We start from the raw sequence: 18,947 nt of genomic DNA on the forward strand, positions 1-18,947 counted from the left end.
GCGCACCGTGTCGCTGTTGGGCTGAACGGGTGACTTGGCGTAAGAATTGGCTGGTGCAGGCGATGAGTGCGAGTCAGATCGGGGGGAGCCGGTGAACAGTCACGACGTCACCGATGAACAGTGGGAAGGGCTCGCCCAGGTCGTGCCGCTGCGGGGCCGCGACGCCTGGCCGTCGTCGGTGGGGCACCGCGCGATGCCGGAGGCGACGACCGAGGCCCGGCGCCGGTTCGTGGTGCTGCGGGTCAATGTGTTCGCGGACGCCCGTGAGGTCGCCGAGACCCTGATGTCCGGTATCCCGGTCCTGCTCGACCTCACCGGCGCGGAGGGCGACGTCGCCAAGCGCGTCCTGGACTTCAGCACCGGTGTCGTGTTCGGTCTCGCCAGCGGCATGCACCGCGTCGACCGCAACGTGTTCCTGCTGACGCCGCCCGGCACGCAGGTGCAGGGACTCATGGAGAGCGCGGGGGTCCCGGGCCTGTGAGACCGGCCCCGTGGGGCCGCCGCACCGGCGGGGCGCGCGACCGGACACACCCGGAACGCGCAGCCCGGCCACGCGGAGCGCCGTACCGGCCTTCCCCGGCGCGGCCGAGGCCCCTCGCGCCCCGCCCGAGGCCCCTCGCGGCCCCGTCGGCTTCGGAAGTACCTGGCCGGCTTCGGAAACGTCCGGCCGGCTTCACGGAAACGTCCGGCCGGCCTCGGGAAGCGCGGTCCCGGTGTCCTGGAGCGTCCGGCCGCGGTGCGGCCGGAGTGCCGTACCGGCCCGCCCGGGTGCGGGTCCGCGGTGACCGCGGTCGCTCGATCGTAGGAATGCCGTGAGGGCGGAACGGTTCGCCTTCCGGCGGAGTCCTACCGTCCGCATATGACCGTGCCGCCCCAGTCCTCTTCCGCCTCGCCGCCGGCGACGGCGTGCCCCGAGACCGTCCCGTCGCCGCGCGGGCCCTCCGCCGACGACGCCGGGCGGTCCGGCGTCCAGCGGCCGAGGCTCACCGAGTTACGGCTGTCCGCGTTCGCCGGACACCGGGGCGCCGGGTTCCCGCTCGGGGCGGTCACCCTGTTCGCGGGGCCGAGCGGATGCGGGAAGACCACGGCGCTGCGGGCCTACGAGGCGCTCGCACGGCTCGCCGGCGGGGCCGTGCTCCACGAGGTGTTCCCCGATCCGGCGTCCTGTGTGCCGGAGCGCGCCCGGCCCGACGCCCAGCGCCGCCGGGGATTCCGTATCGGCTGCACGGCCGACGGCCCCCAGGGGCCGGTCCGGCTGGACCTCGCCGTGCAGGCCGAGCCCACGCTGCGGATCGTGGGCGAACGGCTGACCGCGGGAGGCGTCGTCCTGCTGGAGACCGCCCTGCGCGACCCCGGCCGGCCCGTCGTGCACGCCGCCTGGCACACCGCGGGCAGTGCGCCCGTCACCCGTGCCCCGCTGCCCGACGACCGGCTCGGCACCGCCCTGCTGCCCCTGCGTGTGGCCGGCAAGACGGACGGACAGCGGCAGGTGCTCGCCGCCGCCGAGCAGATGGTCGTCGCCCTGCGCCCGGTCTTCGCCTGCGACCCCCGGCCCGGCAGGATGCGCGTGCCCGTGCCGCGCGGCACGGGCAGGCTGCTCCCCGGCTGCGGCAACCTCGCCGACGTGCTGCGGCGCACCCGCGCCGAGTGCGGCCGCCGGCACGCCCGGTTCGTCGCGGCGGCACGCGCCGCCTGCGCCGGGCCGGTCCTGGACGTCGTCGCCGAGCCCGACGGCCGCGGCTCGGTCCGTGGCCTGCTGGACCGGGGGGACGGGCTGCGCACGGACTTCGCCCGGCTGGGCGACGGGGAACTGCGCCATCTCGCCCTCGCCCTGGTGCTGCTCACCGGGCCCGGCGTGCTCGACGTGGACGCGCCCGGCGAGGTGCCCGACGCGATGCGGACGCTCACCGTGCTCGCCGACGGCTTCGACCGCTCGCTCGACCCCCGCCGGCGGGCCGAACTGACGCGGCTCGCGGTACGGATGTCCGCGTACGGGCACATCCGCTGCGTCGGCGCGGTCAGCGACGCGTCCTGGGCCGTGGGGACACCGGGCGTGACAGTGGTGGACCTGGACGGATGATGGACGGATGACAGAGGACCCGCGGCCGCTGGACGTGGCCGGACTCCAGCGCAGGCTCGCCGAGTTCGCGGCGGCGCGCGACTGGCAGCCGTACCACACCCCCAAGAACCTCGTCTCGGCGCTGAGCGTCGAGGCGTCCGAACTGGTCGAGATCTTCCAGTGGCTGACGCCGGAGGAGTCGGCGCGGGTGATGGACGACCCCGGCACCGCGCACCGCGTCACCGACGAGGTGGCGGACGTGCTGGCGTATCTCCTGCAACTGTGCGAGGTGCTCGGCATCGACGCGCTGGCGGCGCTGGACGCGAAGATCGACCGCAACGAAGGCCGGTTCCCGGCGCCTTGAGGACCGGACGGGCACATCGGGGAACGGACGCGTGCCCCGGGAGACGAACGGATGCGTCCCGGGGCACGGGCACGTGCTCCGAGGGACCGCCTCGACCAGAAGATCGCCGTCCGCTTTCACTCTCCGCAGTCAAATTCCGGCCTGAATCCGAATTGTTGTCCGCAGATTTCCGTCTTCCTCTGGCTTTTCGTCGCAGGCGCCTTCACTCTGGGTAGTGAACAAGGGAGTTCGGGCGGACGTGCGAAGAGCGCGTCGGGACAGACGGGGGCAGCGCATGGACGCGGTGCGGCTCATCCTGACGAGCAGGCGTGCACTGGCGGGGAGCGGCGAAGTGCCGCAGATCATGGCGGAGGTGTGGCAGGCGCAGTCGCTCGCGCAGGCCATCGGCAGCAGGCTGGCGGTCCTCGGGCCGCCCCAGCTGCGCGGCGAGGCGCTGGGCCTGACCGAACTGGCGGGCCGCGGCTGCGGAGTGCTCGACGAGCCGGCGCTGGACACCGGTGAACTGCGCGCGGCGCAGCTGACCGAACTGGGCGACGCCCGCCAGGCCCTGCTGTGTCTCGGCGGCCTCCTCGGCGAGGTCGGCATCGCCCTGGTCGGCGTGGCCAGCACCGCCGACGACGAGGGCGTCTACTGGCAGTGCATGGAGGCCATCGACGCGGCGGACGAGTCGAGAGACAGGGTCCTGGAGATGCTCAGACGCCTGGCGGACGGGGAAGAGGCCCTCGCGGCGACCTCGTAGAGGGCGCCCGGCGCCGGTGACCGGCCCCCTCGGTCCGCGGACGCCGCTTCCTCGCCGGGCGGGGCACGCCCGCAGGCACCCGAAGCCCGGAGGCCCGTGTCCGGCGCGGAAGGATCCGCGTCCGACGCCGCCGTCACCCCCTCCGTCCGCCGGAGCGACCCCTCGGGCGCGGTCTCCTCGGTCATGGACGGACCTCCGGACCGGGCACCGACGCCGGGCGCACGCGCCCCGCCCCGGCCGGTGATCATCGACGGGGCCGGTCACGGTGCAGGATGGGGACATGGATCTCCGCATCTTCACCGAACCCCAGCAGGGCGCCACCTACGACACTCTTCTCGCCGTCGCCAGGGCCACGGAGGACCTGGGCTTCGACGCCTTCTTCCGCTCCGACCACTATCTGAAGATGGGTTCCGTCGACGGTCTGCCCGGCCCCACCGACGCCTGGATCACCCTGGCCGGCCTGGCCCGCGAGACCAAGCGGATCCGTCTCGGCACGCTGATGACCGCCGCCACCTTCCGGCTGCCCGGCGTGCTCGCCGTCCAGGTCGCCCAGGTGGACCAGATGTCCGGCGGCCGGATCGAACTCGGCCTGGGCGCGGGCTGGTTCGAGGAGGAGCACAAGGCGTACGGCATCCCCTTCCCGAAGGAGAAGTTCGGCCGGCTGGAGGAGCAGCTGGAGATCGTCACCGGACTGTGGGGCACCGAGCCCGGCAGCACCTACGACTTCCACGGCACCCACTACGACCTCACCGGCTCGCCCGCCCTGCCCAAGCCAGCCCAGGCGAGGATCCCGGTCCTGATCGGCGGCCACGGCGCGGCCCGCACCCCGCGTCTCGCCGCCCGGTACGCGGACGAGTTCAACATGCCGTTCTCCTCGGTCGAGGACACCGGGCGCCAGTTCGGCCGGGTCCGCGCCGCCGCCGAGGCCGCCGGACGCAAGGCCGACGACCTCGTCTACTCCAACGCCCTGGTCGTCTGCGTCGGCAAGGACGACCAGGAGGTCGCCCGCCGAGCCGCGGCGATCGGCCGCGAGCCCGGCGAGCTGAGGGCCAACGGCCTGGCGGGTTCCCCGGCCGAGGTCGTCGACAGGATCGGCCGCTACGCCGAGGTCGGCACCAGCCGCGTCTACCTCCAGGTGCTCGACCTGCACGACCTGGACCACCTGGAGCTGATCTCCTCCCAGGTGCAGTCCCAGCTGGCGTGACGGCACCCCTCCGCGGCGGGCCGCGGAAACCGAAGGCGCCGGTCACAGGCCCTGTGCGACAGTAGGACCGTCGTCCTGCCGGAGCCCCCAGGATCACCATGTCCTGGGGGCTCCTGCACGTGACGCACCTTCCGACGCCCATCGTCCACCGGCCTGAGAGGCCCGCCCATGTTCCTGACGATCACGACCACCGGCACGGCCGGACGTCCCGCCACCGATCTCGGATTCCTGCTGCACAAGCATCCCGACAAGGCGCAGACGTTCTCGACCTCCTACGGCACGGCGCACGTCCTCTACCCCGAGGCGCGGCCCGAGCGCTGCACGGCGGCGCTGCTCCTGGAGGTCGACACGGTGGCGCTGGTCCGCAGGGGCAAAGGGCGTGGCGGCGCGCCGGACGCGGCACTCGCGCAGTACGTCAACGACCGCCCGTACGCGGCCTCCTCGCTGCTCGCGGTCGCGCTGAGCGGTGTCTTCTCCAGCGCCATGAAGGGCGTGTGCCACGCGCGCCCGGAGCTGCCGGGGCAGCCGCGGCCGCTCACCGTCGAGGTGCCCGCCCTGCCCGCCCGCGGCGGCGCCGACCTCGTACGACGGCTCTTCGAACCGCTCGGCTGGAGCGTGGCGGCCGAACCGGTGCCGCTGGACGAGCAGTTCCCGCAGTGGGGTGACTCGCGGTACGTGCGCCTCACCCTGGCCTCGGACACGCTCACCCTCGCCGAGGCGCTGCGCCACCTCTATGTCCTGCTGCCGGTCCTGGACGACGCCAAGCACTACTGGGTCGCCCCGGACGAGGTCGACAAGCTGCTGCGGGCCGGTGAGGGCTGGCTGCCCGGGCACCCCGAGCAGAAGCTGATCACCAGCCGCTATCTGTCGCGCCGCTGGTCGCTGACCCGGCAGGCGCTGGAGCGCCTGGAGCTGGTCCGGCTGGCGGAGACCGACGACAGCGAGGTCGAGGACATCGACAACGCCGTCGAGGCGGACACCGAGGACGGCGAGGAGAGGCCGGCGCCGCTCGCCGTGCAGCGGCGCGACGCGATCCTCTCCGCCCTGCGCGCCTGCGGCGCCACCCGCGTGCTCGACCTCGGCTGCGGACAGGGCCAGTTGGTGCAGGCGCTGCTGAAGGACGTGCGGTTCACCGACATCGTCGGTCTGGACGTGTCCGTGCGGGCGCTGACGATCGCCGCGCGCCGGCTGAAGCTGGACCGCATGGGCGAGCGCCAGGCCGCGCGCGTCAGACTCCTCCAGGGCTCGCTCGCCTACACCGACCGCCGGCTCAAGGGCTACGACGCCGCCGTGCTCAGCGAGGTGATCGAGCACCTGGACCTGCCACGGCTGCCCGCCCTGGAGTACGCGGTGTTCGGCGCGGCCCGGCCCGGGACCGTGCTCGTGACCACCCCGAACGTCGAGTACAACGTCCGCTGGGAGTCCCTCCCGGCCGGACACGTCCGGCACGGCGACCACCGCTTCGAGTGGACCCGTGAGGAGTTCCGCGGCTGGGCCGCCGCCGTGGCCGGACGGCACGGGTACACGGTGGAGTTCGTCCCCGTCGGACCCGACGACCCCGAGGTCGGGCCGCCCACCCAGATGGCCGTGTTCACACTCACGGGCAGCACGGGCAGCACGGGCAGCACGGGCAGCACGGGCAGCACGGGCAGCACGGGCAATGCCGACAACGCCGACAAGGAGGCCAAGGCCGCATGACCGAGACGACCGTGTCCCGCCAGGGGCGCACCCTGCCCGTCACCGACCTCTCCCTCGTCGTCCTCGTCGGTGCCTCCGGCTCGGGCAAGTCCACCTTCGCCCGGCGCCACTTCAAGCCGACCGAGGTGATCTCCTCCGACTTCTGCCGGGGTCTGGTCTCCGACGACGAGAACGACCAGAGCGCCACCAAGGACGCCTTCGACGTCCTGCACTACATCGCGGGCAAGCGCCTGGCGGCCGGCCGCCGCACGGTCGTGGACGCCACCAGCGTCCAGCCGGACGCCCGCAAGCAGCTGATCGCCCTGGCACGGCAGTACGACGTGCTGCCCGTCGCGATCGTGCTCGACGTGCCGGAGGAGGTGTGCGCCGAACGCAACGCGGGCCGCGCCGACCGGGCCGACATGCCGCGCCGGGTCGTCCAGCGGCACATCCGTGAACTCCGGCGCTCCCTGCGGGGCCTGGAGCGCGAGGGGTTCCGCAAGGTCCACGTCCTGCGGGGCGTGGAGGAGGTCGACGCAGCCACCGTCGTCACCGAGAAGCGCTTCAACGACCTGACCCACCTCACCGGCCCGTTCGACATCATCGGCGACATCCACGGCTGCTCCGCCGAGCTGGAGTCGCTGCTGGCCGAGCTGGGCTACGCCGACGGAAGCCACCCCGAGGGCCGTACGGCCGTGTTCGTCGGCGACCTCGTCGACCGCGGCCCGGACAGCCCGGGCGTGCTGCGCCGTGTGATGGCGATGGTGAAGTCGGGCGACGCGCTGTGCGTGCCGGGCAACCACGAGAACAAGTACGGACGTCACCTCAAGGGCCGCAAGGTCCAGCACACCCACGGACTCGCCGAGACCGTCGCGCAGATGGAGGGCGAGAGCGAGGAGTTCAGGGCCGAGGTACGGCAGTTCATCGACGGGCTGGTCAGCCACTACGTCCTCGACGGCGGGCGGCTCGTCGTCTGCCACGCCGGTCTACCGGAGAAGTACCACGGCCGCACCTCGGGCCGGGTGCGCTCGCACGCGCTGTACGGCGAGACGACCGGTGAGACGGACGAGTTCGGGCTGCCGGTGCGCTACCCCTGGGCGGAGGACTACCGGGGCCGCGCGGCCGTGGTCTACGGCCACACCCCGGTCCCGGAGGCCACCTGGCTGAACAACACCATCTGCCTGGACACCGGAGCCGTGTTCGGCGGCAAGCTGACCGCGCTGCGCTGGCCGGAGCGCGAGCTGGTCGACGTACCGGCGCAGAAGGTCTGGTACGAGCCGGCCAGGCCGCTGCGGTCGGAGGCGCCCGGCGGGCACGACGGGCGGCCGCTGGACCTGGCGGACGTGCACGGACGGCGGGTCGTCGAGACCCGGCACCAGGGGCGGGTCACGATCCGTGAGGAGAACGCGGCCGCGGCACTGGAGGTCATGAGCCGGTTCGCCGTCGACCCGCGGCTGCTGCCGTACCTTCCGCCGACCATGGCGCCGACGGCCACGAGCAGGGTCGACGGCTACCTGGAGCACCCGGCGGAGGCTTTCGCCGCCTACGCGGAGGACGGCGTCGGACGGGTCGTGTGCGAGGAGAAGCACATGGGTTCGCGGGCCGTGGCACTGGTGTGCCGGGACGCGGACGCGGCCCGCAGGCGGTTCGGCGTCGACGGTCCGACGGGCTCCCTCTACACCCGTACCGGCCGGCCGTTCCTGGACGACGAGCGGATGACCGAGGAGGTCCTCGACCGGGTGCGGACCGCGGCCGGCGAGGCCGGTCTGTGGGACGAACTCGGCACGGACTGGCTGCTGCTGGACGCCGAGCTGATGCCCTGGTCGCTGAAGGCGTCGTCGCTGCTGCGGTCGCAGTACGCGGCGGTGGGCGCCGCCTCGGGCGCCGTCCTGCCGGGCGCGCTGGCCGCGCTGGAGGGCGCGGCCGCCCGCGGGGTGGACGTGGCCGGGCTGCTGGAGCGGCAGCGGGGGCGTGCCTCGGACGCGGCCGCGTTCACGGCCGCGTACCGCCGCTACTGCTGGACCACCGACGGCCTGGAGGGCGTCCGGCTGGCACCGTTCCAGATCCTGGCGGTCCAGGGCCGCAGCCTCGCGGGGGTGTCGCACGACGAGCAGCTCGCCCTGCTGGACCGGCTGGTGGAGCACGACAACAGCGGTCTGCTCCAGACCACCCGCCGGCTCCATGTCGACACCGGAGACCCCGAGTCGGTGCGGGCGGGCGTGGACTGGTGGCTGGAGATGACCGGGCGCGGCGGCGAGGGCATGGTGGTCAAGCCGGTCGACGCCCTCGTGCGGGACGGCAAGGGGCGGCTGGTGCAGCCCGGCATCAAGTGCCGGGGCCGGGAGTACCTGCGGATCATCTACGGCCCGGAGTACACCCGCCCCGACAACCTGGCCCGGCTGCGGCAGCGTTTCCTGGGCCACAAACGCTCCCTCGCGATCCGTGAGTACGCGCTGGGTCTGGAGGCCCTGGACCGCCTCGCCGGGGGCGAGCCGCTGTGGCGGGTGCACGAGGCGGTGTTCGGGGTGCTGGCCCTGGAGTCGGAGCCGGTGGACCCGCGGCTGTGACCCGGCTCAGCCGACCAGGCGCAGCTTCTCGGCGCACACCCGCAGGGTGACCGTCTGGCCCCAGGTCAGTTCCAGGGCGTCGGACTCCATGCCGTCGCCGAACGCGATCAGGCGTTCGGACTCGACGGTGATCCGGAGCCGGTGCGGCGCGGGGAGTTCCCCCGCCACCAGGGAGGTCCCGGTGGCGGGGGAGGGCCATGCCTCGCGCACGAACCACAGCAGCCGGTCGTCGGTGGGGGCCGGCAGCGGCAGCCGGCCGCCCCGTTCCAGCCACACCGACCGCAGCCAGCCGGTCGCGCCGGTGCCGGTGCCGACGAGCACCCCGGAGGACGCCTGGGCCTCGACGGCACCCCCGCCGTCCTCCAGGTCAAGGCGGTAGCGGGCGGTCTGGTGACCGGGCGCGCCGAGATAGATCTCGTTCAGGGCGAGCAGCCGCTGGGTGTCGTCGGACACCGCCTCGACCATGGTGAGTTCCGCCGTGGACGGGGTTCCCGTGAGCAGGCCGGCGGTGTCCTCGGGGCGGTGGCGGACGAGGACGCCGGGGTTGCGGCCGGGGTCGGCGTCGATGCCGATCACGGGCTGCCCGGAGAGGTACTTGGCGGCGTTCGCGACGAGCCCGTCCTGGCCGACGACGACCACCACGTCCTCGGGGGCGAACAGGAAGCGGTCCAGGTCCCGCCGTTCCACCCGGGCCTGACGCCAGACCAGCGGGATCGCCGCGGTCACCCGGGCCAGGGCCCGCTGCGTCCTGCGGTGCCGTTCGGCCACCTCCTCGATGTCACGGCCCCGGGAGGCGAGGAAGAAGGCGGCCTGTCCATGGGTGCCGTGCCGGGCCACCAGCTCCTCGTACTCGGTGGTGCGGTGGACCAGCACGGCCCGGGGCGCGAGGCTCACGGACGCTCCTGGGCGCCCAGCCGGGCCAGCAGTCCGGTCAGGACGTCCGGGCTGACCGTGACGCTCTCGATGTGCGGCAGGTTCTCGGCGAGCCGGGCGGCGGTGAGGGCCTGGAGGGTCGCCGTGCCGTCCACCCCCGCGTCCGCGTGCGCCCGCAGCCAGGCGGCCTGGGCCTGGGCCCGTGCCTCGCCGGTCTCGCGCGCGGCCGCGGCCTCGGCGCGGGCGAGCCGTACGGCCCGCTCGGCCTCCGCGTCGGCGAGCCTGAGCGAGCGCTGTGCCTCCGCCTCGGCGAGCTTGCCCGACCGTGCGGCCTCGGCCTCGGCCAGCCGCACCGACTTCTCCGCCTCCGCCTCGGCGAGCTTCACCGAGCGCGCCGCCTCCGCGTCGGCGAGCCTCAGGGAGCGCTCCGCCTCCGCCTCGGCCAGCTGCACGGTCCGGGCGGCCTCGGCCCGCGCCCGTACGGCGTCCGCGGCCGCGTTCTCCTCGGCCTCGCGGCGGGCGTTGGTGCCGCGCTGCTCGACCAGCTGCTCCTCGCGGCGGGCGAGTTCGATCTTGCTGGCGAGCTCGTTCTCGGCGATGGCACGTTCGCGCTCGACGGCGACGGCCCGGCGTTCGTAGGTCGCCCGGTCGGCCTCCTGCTGGATCTGCTCCCGGGCCGGGGTGCGCAGGGCGCGCTCCACCTCGGGTTCCGGGCGCAGGGCCATGACGCGGACGGCGACGATCTCGATGCCGGTGGCCGGCAGCCGGGGTTCGGCGGCGAGGCCCGCCGCGAGGCGTTCGCGGACCGTGCTGACGCCGTCGGCCAGCGCGGCCGCCAGCGGTGTACGGGCCAGGACGTCCAGCGCGTGCTGCTGGGCGGTCTCCGTGAGCAGGGTGCCCAGCTGCTCCAGCGGCGTGCCCCGCCAGACACCGGTGTCCGGGTCGACGGAGAAGTCCAGGCGCGTGGCGGCCAGGGCGGGGTCGGCGATCCGGAAGGTGACGGTGGCCTGGACGGCGACGTCCTGGAAGTCGGAGGTGCGGGCGTGGAAGGTCATCGCCAGCTCGCGGTCGTCGACCGGGATCTCGGACAGGGTCGCGGTCAGCGGCCGGAACCAGAAGCTCAGCCCCGGTCCGTCGTGCACCAGCCGGCCCGAGCGGTGATGGCGGATGTGCGCCGTGGGCGCGCCCCGCAGATGGCGCATGCCGAGGCGCCGGGTGATGTCGGCCATGGGACCCCCTCGCTTTTTTCGTCAGCACGACGATAAACGGAGACTCTGTTTATCGTCAAGAGGACGAAAACAGGTGTGAGCGGAAACGGGCGAGAAGGGGGTGAAGCCGGTCGGCGATGGTCAGGATGGAGGCATGGGATTCCAAGTCGACTCCGAGGCCGGGCGGCTGCGCCGCGTCATCCTTCACCGGCCCGACCTCGAGCTCAAAAGGCTCACCCCCAGCAACAAGGACGCCCTGCTCTTCGACGACGTGCTCTGGGTGCGCCGGGCGCGCGCCGAGCACGACGGGTTCGCCGACGTGCTGCGCGACCGCGGGGTCGCCGTGCACCTGTTCGGGGATCTGCTCGCCGAGGCCCTGGAGATCCCGCAGGCCCGTGCGCTCGTCCTGGACCGCGTCTTCGACGAGAAGGAGTACGGCCCGCTGGCCACCGACCATCTGCGGGCCGCGTTCGAGTCGCTGCCCGCGCGGCAGCTGGCCGAGGCGCTGGTCGGCGGCATGACCAAACGGGAGTTCCTGGAGGCCGAGGCGGAGCCGACCTCCGTGCGCTTCCACGTCATGGACCTCGACGACTTCCTGCTGCGGCCGCTGCCCAACCACCTGTTCACCAGGGACACCTCCGCCTGGATCTACGACGGCGTCGCCATCAACGCGATGCGCTGGCCGGCCCGGCAGCGCGAGACCGTCCACTTCGAGGCGATCTACCGGCACCATCCGCTCTTCCGCGGCGAGTCGTTCCACCTCTGGTCGGAGGGGCAGGCCGACTACCCGTCCACCATCGAGGGCGGTGACGTCCTGGTCATCGGCAACGGGGCCGTCCTCATCGGCATGAGCGAGCGCACCACCCCGCAGGCCGTCGAGATGCTCGCGCACAAGCTGTTCGCCGCGGGGTCGGCCCGGACGATCGTGGCGCTGGACATGCCCAAGCGGCGTGCGCTGATGCATCTCGACACGGTGATGACCATGGTCGACGGCGATGTCTTCACCCAGTACGCGGGCCTCGGCATGCTCCGCTCCTACACGATCGAACCGGGTGCGGGCGACAAGGAGCTGAAGGTCACCGACCATCCGCCGGAGCACATGCACCGCGCGATCGCCGCCGCGCTCGGGCTGAACGAGATCCGGGTGCTGACCGCCACCCAGGACGTGCACGCGGCCGAGCGGGAACAGTGGGACGACGGCTGCAACGTGCTCGCCGTGGAGCCGGGCGTGGTCGTCGCCTACGAGCGCAACTCCACCACCAACACGCATCTGAGGAAGCAGGGCATCGAGGTCATCGAGATCCCCGGCAGCGAGCTGGGGCGGGGCAGGGGAGGGCCGCGCTGCATGAGCTGTCCCGTGGAGCGAGACGCCGTATAGAAATTCTGGTCTTCGTATAGACTTCCACGGTCTCTGTCCGCTGTCCCGTATCCCTGGAGCGCCCCCATGGCGACTGTCCCGACCGCCCTCGCCGGCCGCCACTTCCTCAAGGAGCTGGACCTCACCGCGGAGGAGTTCCGCGCTCTGGTCGAGCTGGCCGCGGAGCTGAAGGCCGCCAAGCGCGCAGGGACCGAGCAGCGGCTGCTGACCGGCAGGAACATCGCGCTGGTCTTCGAGAAGACCTCGACGCGCACCCGCTGCGCGTTCGAGGTCGCCGCCGCCGACCAGGGGGCCTCCACCACCTACCTCGACCCCGCCGGATCGCAGATCGGGCACAAGGAGTCGGTGAAGGACACCGCCCGGGTGCTCGGCCGGATGTTCGACGCCATCCAGTACCGCGGCGACAGCCAGGCCAAGGTCGAGGAGCTGGCCGTCCACGCCGGTGTGCCCGTCTACAACGGGCTCACCGACGACTGGCACCCCACCCAGATGCTCGCCGACGTGCTCACCATGACCGAGCACTGCGCCAAGCCGCTCACGCGGATCGCCTTCGCCTACCTCGGCGACGCCCGCTTCAACATGGGCAACTCCTACCTGGTCACCGGTGCCCTGCTCGGCATGGACGTACGGATCGTCGCGCCGAAGTCGTACTGGCCCGCCCAGGAGATCGTCGACACCGCCCGTGAGCTGGCCGTGACCAGCGGCGCCCGCATCACCCTCACCGAGGAGATCGCGGAGGGCGTGCGCGGCGCCGACTTCGTGGTCACCGACGTCTGGGTCTCCATGGGCGAGCCCAAGGAGGTCTGGGACGAGCGGATCGCCGCCCTCTCCCCGTACGCCGTGACGATGGACGTGCTGCGCGCCACCGGCAACCCGGACGTGAAGTTCCTGCACTGTCTGCCGGCCTTCCACGACCTGGGCACCAAGGTCGGCCAGGAGATCTTCGAGAGCCACGGTCTGGACTCCCTGGAGGTCACCGACGAGGTCTTCGAGTCCGCCCACTCGGTCGTCTTCGACGAGGCGGAGAACCGGCTGCACACCATCAAGGCCGTCCTCGTGGCGACCCTGGCCCGGCCCGCCTAGGCCCGCCCCGGCCCGCCCCGGCCCGCCTAGGCCCGCCCCGGCCCGCCTAGGCCCGCCCCGGCCCGCCTAGGCCCGCCCCGGCCCGCCCGGCCCGCCCGGCCCGCCCCGGCCCGCCCCGGCCCGCCCGGCCCGCCCGGCCCGCCCGGCCCGCCCGGCCCGGCCCAGGCCCGTCCAGGCCCGGGGCCGGACCCGCCCCAGGTCCGCCCCAGGTCCGGACAGGTCCGCCCAGGCCCGGCCCAGGCCCGTCCAGGCCCGCCCAGGCCCGCCCAGGTCCGCCCCAGGTCCGGACAGGTCCGCCCAGGCCCGCCCCAGGTCCGGCCAGGTCCGGACAGGTCCGCCCAGGCCCGCCCGGCTCCGGCCCTCCGCCTCCGACGCGGAGCGGCCCGGCCGGGGTCCGATCGGGCCTTATGCTGTCCGGCGGCTCGGAGCCACCCCTTCCGAGGCCGCCGCGCGCTCCACCCGGGCGCACTCCGTCCCCAGAATCGAGCACCACCCGCATGCCCCGCATCAAGTCCCCCGCCCTTCTGGTCGCCGAATCCGGCGCCGACCGCGAGGGTCACGGCCTCCGTCGCACGATGGGCCTCTTCCAGCTGATCTGCTTCGGCGTCGGCGCGATCGTCGGCACCGGCATCTTCGTCGGCCTGTCCGACTCCGTCGCCCAGGCCGGACCCGCGGTCGTCGTCTCCTTCGTCCTCGCCGCGATCACCTGCGTGTTCACCGCGCTCGCGTTCGCCGAGCTGGCCGGCGCGATCCCGGTCTCCGGCTCCTCGTACTCCTTCGCCTACGCCAGCCTCGGCGAGACCACCGCCTTCCTCATCGGCTGGTGCCTGCTGCTGGAGTACGGCATCTCGATCTCGGCCGTCGCGGTCGGCTGGAGCCAGTACGTCAACGAGCTGCTCGACAGCGTCCTCGGGGTGCAGCTGCCCGCCGCGCTGTCCGCCGGACCCGGCGAGGGCGGCGTCGTGAACGTCCCGGCGGTGCTGGTCATCGCGATGGCGTGCGTGCTGCTGGTGCGCGGGGTGCGGGAGAGCGCCCGGGCGACCGCCGCCATGGCCGTCCTCAAGCTCGCCGTCCTGCTCGCGTTCTGCGCCATCGGCTACAGCGCCTTCGAGGACGGCAACCTGACCCCCTTCACCCCGGCCGGGCTCGGCGGCATCGGCGCCGGCACCACGGCCGCCTTCTTCTCCTACATCGGCTTCGACGCGATCACCACCACCGGCGAGGAGGCCAAGAACCCGCGCCGGGACGTGCCCGTCGCGATCCTGGTCTGCATGGGCGTGGTCACCGTGCTGTACTGCGCCGTCGCGCTCGCCGCGATCGGGGCCGTCGGCGCCGACGAGGTCGGCGGCCGTCCCGCCGCGCTGTCGTACGTCGTCAACCAGGTCACCGGCTCCACGGTCGGCGGCGCGATCGTCGCCTTCGGCGCGGTCGTGGCCATCGCCTCGGTGGTGCTCGCCGTGATGTACGGCCAGACCCGCATCCTGCTGTCGATGTCCCGCGACGGTCTCGTCCCGGGCGTCTTCGAGAAGGTCTCGCCGCGCACCGCCACGCCGGTGGCCGGCACCCTGATCGTCGCGGTCGTCTTCGCGGTCCCGGCGGCCTTCGCCTCCCTGGACGCCGTGATGAACCTGTGCACCATCGGCACGCTCGCGATCATGGCCGTCGTCAACATCGCGGTGATCGCCCTGCGCCGCCGCGAACCGCAGCTGCCGCGCACCTTCCGGGTGCCGCTGTTCCCGGTGCTCCCGCTGCTCGGCGTCGGCTTCTGCCTGTACCTGATGTACGAGACCGGATGGCGCACCTGGGTCCAGTTCGCCGTGTTCCTCGCGGCCGGACTGCTGGTGTACCTCGCCTACGGCCGCAGGAACTCGCGGCTGTCCGCGCCGGCCCGGGTCACAGCGGCGGACGACACCGCTGAGGCGGTACCACAGGCAGTCTGAACCACACCGCCTTGCCGGACCCGGTGGGGCGGTGCCCGCAGGACGAACTGAGGGCGCGGATCAGCAGCAGCCCGCGCCCGTGCTCCTGCCACGGGTCCGGTACGACGTCGGCGGCGTGCGCGAGATCGCCGGGCGGGGACGGGTCGGGGTCGTGCACCTCGACCTGGCAGCCGTTCGGCAGCAGCTCCACGACCAGGTGTATCGGGGCCGCGCCGGAGGTGTGCTCCACGGCGTTCGCGACCAGCTCCGCGGTCAGCAGCTCCGCGGTGTCGCAGTCCGCGCCGTGCTCCAGCTCGGCCAGCGCCGTACGGACCAGCGCACGGGCCACGGGCACGGCCGCGGTGGAGTGCGGCAGCGCGATGCGCCAGGAGGCCGAGGCGGAGGGGCGTTCGTGCAAGGCGAGTCCGTTCATGGCGCAGGTCTTCCCGAAGCGAACATCAGGCGGTCCTGCTTTCAACCTTAGGAATGGTACGGCGCCCTCGGTGGAGTCGCACGGCGGGCACCGCACGGGACCGTCGGCCCCGCTGCCGGCGACCTACCCCCGTCCGCGGCCCGGATCCCCCGTCCGCGCAGCCTGTTACCTCCCTGTCGAAGAGCCGGGGGCGTCCGGTGACGGCGGTGACGGAAGAGGCCCCGGCGGGTTCGCCCCGCCCCGGTTTATCGCGCACTCGTGACGGAAGTCACGAATCGGTGATAGCGTCGGAGGACAGAGCTCAGTGAGGCTGTGCCCGCCCGAGGAGGCCGCACGTCATGAGTCCCTTCACCGGCTCCGCCACCCGCACCGCCGACTGGCGCCATCTGCGCCTCGACATCACCGACGGCGTCGCCACCGTCACCCTCGCCCGCCCGGCCAAGATCAACGCGCTCACCTTCGGCGCCTACGCCGACCTGCGCGATCTGCTCGCCGAACTGTCCCGGGAGCAGGCCGTACGGGCCCTGGTGCTGGCCGGTGAGGGACGCGGCTTCTGCTCGGGCGGGGACGTCGACGAGATCATCGGCGCCACCCTGTCCATGGACACCGCCCAGCTCCTGGACTTCAACCGGATGACCGGCCAGGTGGTGCGCGCGATCCGGGAGACCCCCTTCCCCGTGATCGCCGCGGTGCACGGTGTGGCGGCCGGCGCCGGCGCGGTGCTGGCCCTCGCGGCGGACTTCAGGGTGGCCGACCCCTCGGCCCGCTTCGCCTTCCTCTTCACCCGCGTGGGCCTGTCCGGCGGCGACATGGGCGCCGCCTACCTGCTCCCGAGGGTGATCGGCCTCGGTCATGCGACCCGCCTGCTGATGCTCGGCGACCAGGTCCGCGCCCCCGAGGCCGAACGCATCGGCCTGATCAGCGAGCTGACGGACGAGGGCCGCGCCGACGAGGCGGCCGCGGCCCTGGCCCGCCGGCTGGCGGCCGGACCGGCCCTGGCGTACGCCCGGACGAAGGCGCTGCTGACGGCGGAACTCGACATGCCGCTGGCCGCGGCCGTCGAGATGGACGCCGCCACCCAGGCCCTTCTGATGAACGGCGAGGACTACGCGGAGTTCCACGCGGCGTTCACCGAGAAGCGCCCGCCGAAATGGAGCGGACGGTGACCCGGGTCGCGATCGTCGGAGGCGGCCCCGGCGGTCTCTACGCGGCCGCGCTGCTGAAGCGTCTCGACCCCGGCCGCGAGGTCACCCTCTGGGAACGCAACGCCCCCGACGACACCTTCGGCTTCGGTGTGGTCCTGTCCGACGAGACCCTCGGCGGGATCGAACACGCAGACCCCCAGGTCTTCGCCGCCATGAAGGAACACTTCACCCGCTGGGACGACATCGACATCGTCCACCGGGGCACCCGTCACACCTCCGGCGGACACGGCTTCGCCGCCCTCGGCCGCCGGCGCCTGCTGGGCATCCTGCACGAGAGATGCGCGGAACTCGGCGTCGAGCTGAACTTCCGGACCCCGGCACCGGACCCCGCCCGGCTCATGGCCGGGTACGACCTCGTCGTCGCTGCCGACGGTGTCCACAGCACCGTCCGCGAGGCATGTGCCTCCGTCTTCCGGCCCGTCGTCGAGCGCCACCGCTGCCGCTACATCTGGCTCGCCGCCGACTTCGCCTTCGACGCCTTCCGGTTCGAGATCGCCGAGACGGAACACGGCGTGATGCAGCTCCACGGCTACCCGTACGCCGACGACGCCTCCACGGTGATCATCGAGATGCGCGAGGAGGTCTGGCACGCGGCCGGCTTCGACGAGGGGGACCCGGCCGCGTCCGTCGAGCGGTGCGCCAAGATCTTCTCCGAGGCCCTCGGCGGCAGGCCCCTGCGCTCGAACAACTCCGCCTGGACGGTCTTCCGCACGGTCGTGAACGACCGCTGGTCGCACGAGAACCTCGTCCTGCTCGGCGACGCCGCCCACACCGCCCACTTCTCCATCGGCTCCGGTACCAAGCTCGCCGTGGAGGACGCCCTCGCCCTGGCCGCCTGTCTCCGGGAACGGCCCGACACCGCGAGCGCGCTCGCGGCCTACGAGGAGGAACGCCGGCCCGTCGTCGCCTCCACCCAGCGGGCCGCCCGGGCCAGCCTCGCGTGGTTCGAGGACCTCGCCCTCTACCTGGACCAGCCGCCCCGCCAGTTCGCGTTCAACCTGCTCACCCGCAGCCGCCGCGTGACCCACGACAACCTGCGGCTGCGCGACGCGCACTTCACCGAGGCCGTGGAACGGGAGTTCGGCTGCGCACCGGGCACACCACCGATGTTCACCCCGTTCCGGCTGCGCGGTCTGACCCTGCGCAACCGGGTCGTCGTCTCGCCCATGGACATGTACTCCGCCGAGGACGGCGTGCCCGGCGACTTCCACCTCGTGCACCTGGGCGCACGGGCGCTCGGCGGCGCAGGGCTGGTGATGACCGAGATGGTGTGCGTGAGCGAGGAGGGCCGGATCACCCCGGGCTGCGCGGGCCTGTACGACGCCCGGCAGGCCGAGGCGTGGCGGCGGATCGTGGGGTTCGTGCACGCGCAGGCGCCCGGCACCGCGATCGGCGTCCAGCTCGGCCACTCCGGACGCAAGGGCTCGACCCGGCGGATGTGGGAGGGCCTGGACGAGCCGCTGCTCGACGGCAACTGGCCGCTCACGGCCGCGTCCCCGCTGCCCTACAGGGCCGGCAGCCAGACCCCGCGCGAACTGACGCGCTCCCGCATGGCGGACATCCGCGAGCAGTTCACGGCCGCGGCCCGGCGGGCCGCCCGAGCCGGGTTCGACCTGCTCGAACTGCACTGCGCGCACGGCTATCTGCTGTCCGGCTTCCTCTCCCCGCTGACCAATCTGCGCACCGACGCCTACGGCGGCTCCGAGGAGCGGCGGCTGCGCTTCCCGCTGGAGGTCTTCGACGCCGTGCGCGAGGTGTGGCCCGAGGAGAAACCCCTGACCGTCCGCATCTCGGCCACCGACTGGGCCGAGGGCGGCAACACCGCCGAGGACGCGGTGCGGATCGCGCGGGCCTTCGCGGCGCACGGCGCCGACGCCATCGACGTCTCGACGGGGCAGGTCGTCGCCGACGAACGGCCGGAGTTCGGGCGCTCGTACCAGACGCCGTTCGCCGACCGGATCCGTCACGAGGCCGGCGTCCCGGTGATCGCCGTGGGCGCGATCTCCTCCTGGGACGACGTCAACTCCCTGGTCCTCGCGGGCCGTACGGACCTGTGCGCGCTCGCCCGGCCGCATCTGTACGACCCGCACTGGACGCTGCACGCCGCCGCCGAGCAGGGCTACGAGGGCCCCGGCGCCGTCTGGCCCGCGCCCTACCGCGCGGGCAGCCGCCGCCCCAACACCGGCCGCACGGACGCGCCCAGGCCCCGCCTGAGCCTGGGGCGATGACACCCCTCAG

The 18,947-nt window shown here is 73.3% G+C and carries 15 protein-coding genes; 12 read left to right on the forward strand and 3 right to left on the reverse strand.

The window, feature by feature from the left end; translation table 11 throughout:
* Positions 1-91: 91 nt before the first annotated feature.
* The 7 genes from ACIQGV_RS00650 (at position 92) to ACIQGV_RS00680 (ending at position 8,610) form a co-directional block, all read left to right on the forward strand.
* Positions 92-481, forward strand: a complete 390-nt coding sequence (locus ACIQGV_RS00650) for a cell division protein SepF (protein WP_402488444.1) — start codon at positions 92-94, stop codon at positions 479-481.
* Between the two features lie 378 nt (positions 482-859).
* On the forward strand, positions 860-2,080 hold the full coding sequence (locus ACIQGV_RS00655; RefSeq protein WP_402488446.1) for an ATP-binding protein: 1,221 nt from the start codon (positions 860-862) through the stop codon (positions 2,078-2,080).
* A 7-nt stretch (positions 2,081-2,087) separates the two neighbouring features.
* A complete protein-coding gene (locus ACIQGV_RS00660) occupies positions 2,088-2,423 on the forward strand; it encodes a nucleotide pyrophosphohydrolase (protein ID WP_402488449.1) in 336 nt (111 codons plus the stop codon).
* Positions 2,424-2,697: 274 nt separating this feature from the next.
* A complete protein-coding gene (locus ACIQGV_RS00665) occupies positions 2,698-3,162 on the forward strand; it encodes a DUF6099 family protein (RefSeq protein WP_402489445.1) in 465 nt (154 codons plus the stop codon).
* Positions 3,163-3,442: 280 nt separating this feature from the next.
* Positions 3,443-4,366 carry an LLM class F420-dependent oxidoreductase gene (locus ACIQGV_RS00670; protein ID WP_402488451.1) on the forward strand — a complete coding sequence of 308 codons (924 nt, stop codon included), beginning with the start codon at positions 3,443-3,445 and terminating at the stop codon, positions 4,364-4,366.
* A gap of 168 nt (positions 4,367-4,534) precedes the next feature.
* Positions 4,535-6,064: a 3' terminal RNA ribose 2'-O-methyltransferase Hen1 gene (locus tag ACIQGV_RS00675; protein ID WP_402488454.1), complete on the forward strand. Its 1,530-nt coding sequence runs from the start codon at positions 4,535-4,537 to the stop codon at positions 6,062-6,064.
* The gene (locus ACIQGV_RS00680) at positions 6,061-8,610 is read left to right on the forward strand and encodes a polynucleotide kinase-phosphatase (protein WP_402488456.1); all 2,550 of its coding nucleotides are present in this window, start codon (positions 6,061-6,063) and stop codon (positions 8,608-8,610) included. Before ACIQGV_RS00675 ends, ACIQGV_RS00680 begins: the two co-directional genes overlap by 4 nt.
* Positions 8,611-8,616: 6 nt before the next feature.
* Here the strand turns inward: ACIQGV_RS00680 and ACIQGV_RS00685 are convergent, their stop codons facing one another.
* Together ACIQGV_RS00685 and ACIQGV_RS00690 are read right to left on the reverse strand one after the other, a co-directional pair.
* Positions 8,617-9,504: a hypothetical protein gene (locus tag ACIQGV_RS00685; protein WP_402488459.1), complete on the reverse strand. Its 888-nt coding sequence runs from the start codon at positions 9,502-9,504 to the stop codon at positions 8,617-8,619.
* A complete protein-coding gene (locus ACIQGV_RS00690; protein WP_402488461.1) occupies positions 9,501-10,712 on the reverse strand; it encodes an SPFH domain-containing protein in 1,212 nt (403 codons plus the stop codon). Before ACIQGV_RS00690 ends, ACIQGV_RS00685 begins: the two co-directional genes overlap by 4 nt.
* A gap of 133 nt (positions 10,713-10,845) precedes the next feature.
* Here ACIQGV_RS00690 and ACIQGV_RS00695 point away from each other — a divergent pair, with 133 nt between their 5' ends.
* From ACIQGV_RS00695 to ACIQGV_RS00705, 3 genes are all read left to right on the forward strand, one after another.
* Positions 10,846-12,069, forward strand: coding sequence for an arginine deiminase (locus ACIQGV_RS00695; protein WP_402488463.1), 1,224 nt, complete (start codon positions 10,846-10,848; stop codon positions 12,067-12,069).
* A gap of 66 nt (positions 12,070-12,135) precedes the next feature.
* The gene (argF, locus tag ACIQGV_RS00700; protein WP_402488465.1) at positions 12,136-13,152 is read left to right on the forward strand and encodes an ornithine carbamoyltransferase; all 1,017 of its coding nucleotides are present in this window, start codon (positions 12,136-12,138) and stop codon (positions 13,150-13,152) included.
* A gap of 497 nt (positions 13,153-13,649) precedes the next feature.
* Positions 13,650-15,092, forward strand: coding sequence for an amino acid permease (locus ACIQGV_RS00705; protein ID WP_402488467.1), 1,443 nt, complete (start codon positions 13,650-13,652; stop codon positions 15,090-15,092).
* Here the strand turns inward: ACIQGV_RS00705 and ACIQGV_RS00710 are convergent.
* On the reverse strand, positions 15,046-15,504 hold the full coding sequence (locus tag ACIQGV_RS00710) for an ATP-binding protein (protein ID WP_402488470.1): 459 nt from the start codon (positions 15,502-15,504) through the stop codon (positions 15,046-15,048). The genes ACIQGV_RS00705 and ACIQGV_RS00710 overlap by 47 nt on opposite strands.
* Before the next feature lie 338 nt (positions 15,505-15,842).
* On the opposite strand from ACIQGV_RS00710, the gene ACIQGV_RS00715 reads away from it, so the two are divergent.
* The gene (locus ACIQGV_RS00715; protein WP_402488472.1) at positions 15,843-16,670 is read left to right on the forward strand and encodes an enoyl-CoA hydratase family protein; all 828 of its coding nucleotides are present in this window, start codon (positions 15,843-15,845) and stop codon (positions 16,668-16,670) included.
* A complete protein-coding gene (locus ACIQGV_RS00720; protein ID WP_402488474.1) occupies positions 16,655-18,937 on the forward strand; it encodes a bifunctional salicylyl-CoA 5-hydroxylase/oxidoreductase in 2,283 nt (760 codons plus the stop codon). The genes ACIQGV_RS00715 and ACIQGV_RS00720 overlap by 16 nt, the downstream gene beginning before the upstream one ends.
* The last annotated feature ends 10 nt before the right edge of the window (positions 18,938-18,947 follow it).

Origin of the sequence: Streptomyces sp. NPDC093094 (assembly GCF_044754345.1) — a bacterium.
Lineage (GTDB): Bacteria > Actinomycetota > Actinomycetes > Streptomycetales > Streptomycetaceae > Streptomyces.

Coding starts and splice junctions, on each gene's coding strand:
- ACIQGV_RS00655 (WP_402488446.1), top strand. CDS start 860: ATGACCGTGCCGCCCCAGTCCTCTTCCGCCTCGCCGCCGGCGACGGCG.
- ACIQGV_RS00660 (WP_402488449.1), top strand. CDS start 2,088: ATGACAGAGGACCCGCGGCCGCTGGACGTGGCCGGACTCCAGCGCAGG.
- ACIQGV_RS00665 (WP_402489445.1), top strand. CDS start 2,698: ATGGACGCGGTGCGGCTCATCCTGACGAGCAGGCGTGCACTGGCGGGG.
- ACIQGV_RS00670 (WP_402488451.1), top strand. CDS start 3,443: ATGGATCTCCGCATCTTCACCGAACCCCAGCAGGGCGCCACCTACGAC.
- ACIQGV_RS00675 (WP_402488454.1), top strand. CDS start 4,535: ATGTTCCTGACGATCACGACCACCGGCACGGCCGGACGTCCCGCCACC.
- ACIQGV_RS00680 (WP_402488456.1), top strand. CDS start 6,061: ATGACCGAGACGACCGTGTCCCGCCAGGGGCGCACCCTGCCCGTCACC.
- ACIQGV_RS00690 (WP_402488461.1), bottom strand. CDS start 10,712: ATGGCCGACATCACCCGGCGCCTCGGCATGCGCCATCTGCGGGGCGCG.
- ACIQGV_RS00695 (WP_402488463.1), top strand. CDS start 10,846: ATGGGATTCCAAGTCGACTCCGAGGCCGGGCGGCTGCGCCGCGTCATC.
- argF (WP_402488465.1), top strand. CDS start 12,136: ATGGCGACTGTCCCGACCGCCCTCGCCGGCCGCCACTTCCTCAAGGAG.
- ACIQGV_RS00705 (WP_402488467.1), top strand. CDS start 13,650: ATGCCCCGCATCAAGTCCCCCGCCCTTCTGGTCGCCGAATCCGGCGCC.
- ACIQGV_RS00710 (WP_402488470.1), bottom strand. CDS start 15,504: ATGAACGGACTCGCCTTGCACGAACGCCCCTCCGCCTCGGCCTCCTGG.
- ACIQGV_RS00715 (WP_402488472.1), top strand. CDS start 15,843: ATGAGTCCCTTCACCGGCTCCGCCACCCGCACCGCCGACTGGCGCCAT.
- ACIQGV_RS00720 (WP_402488474.1), top strand. CDS start 16,655: ATGGAGCGGACGGTGACCCGGGTCGCGATCGTCGGAGGCGGCCCCGGC.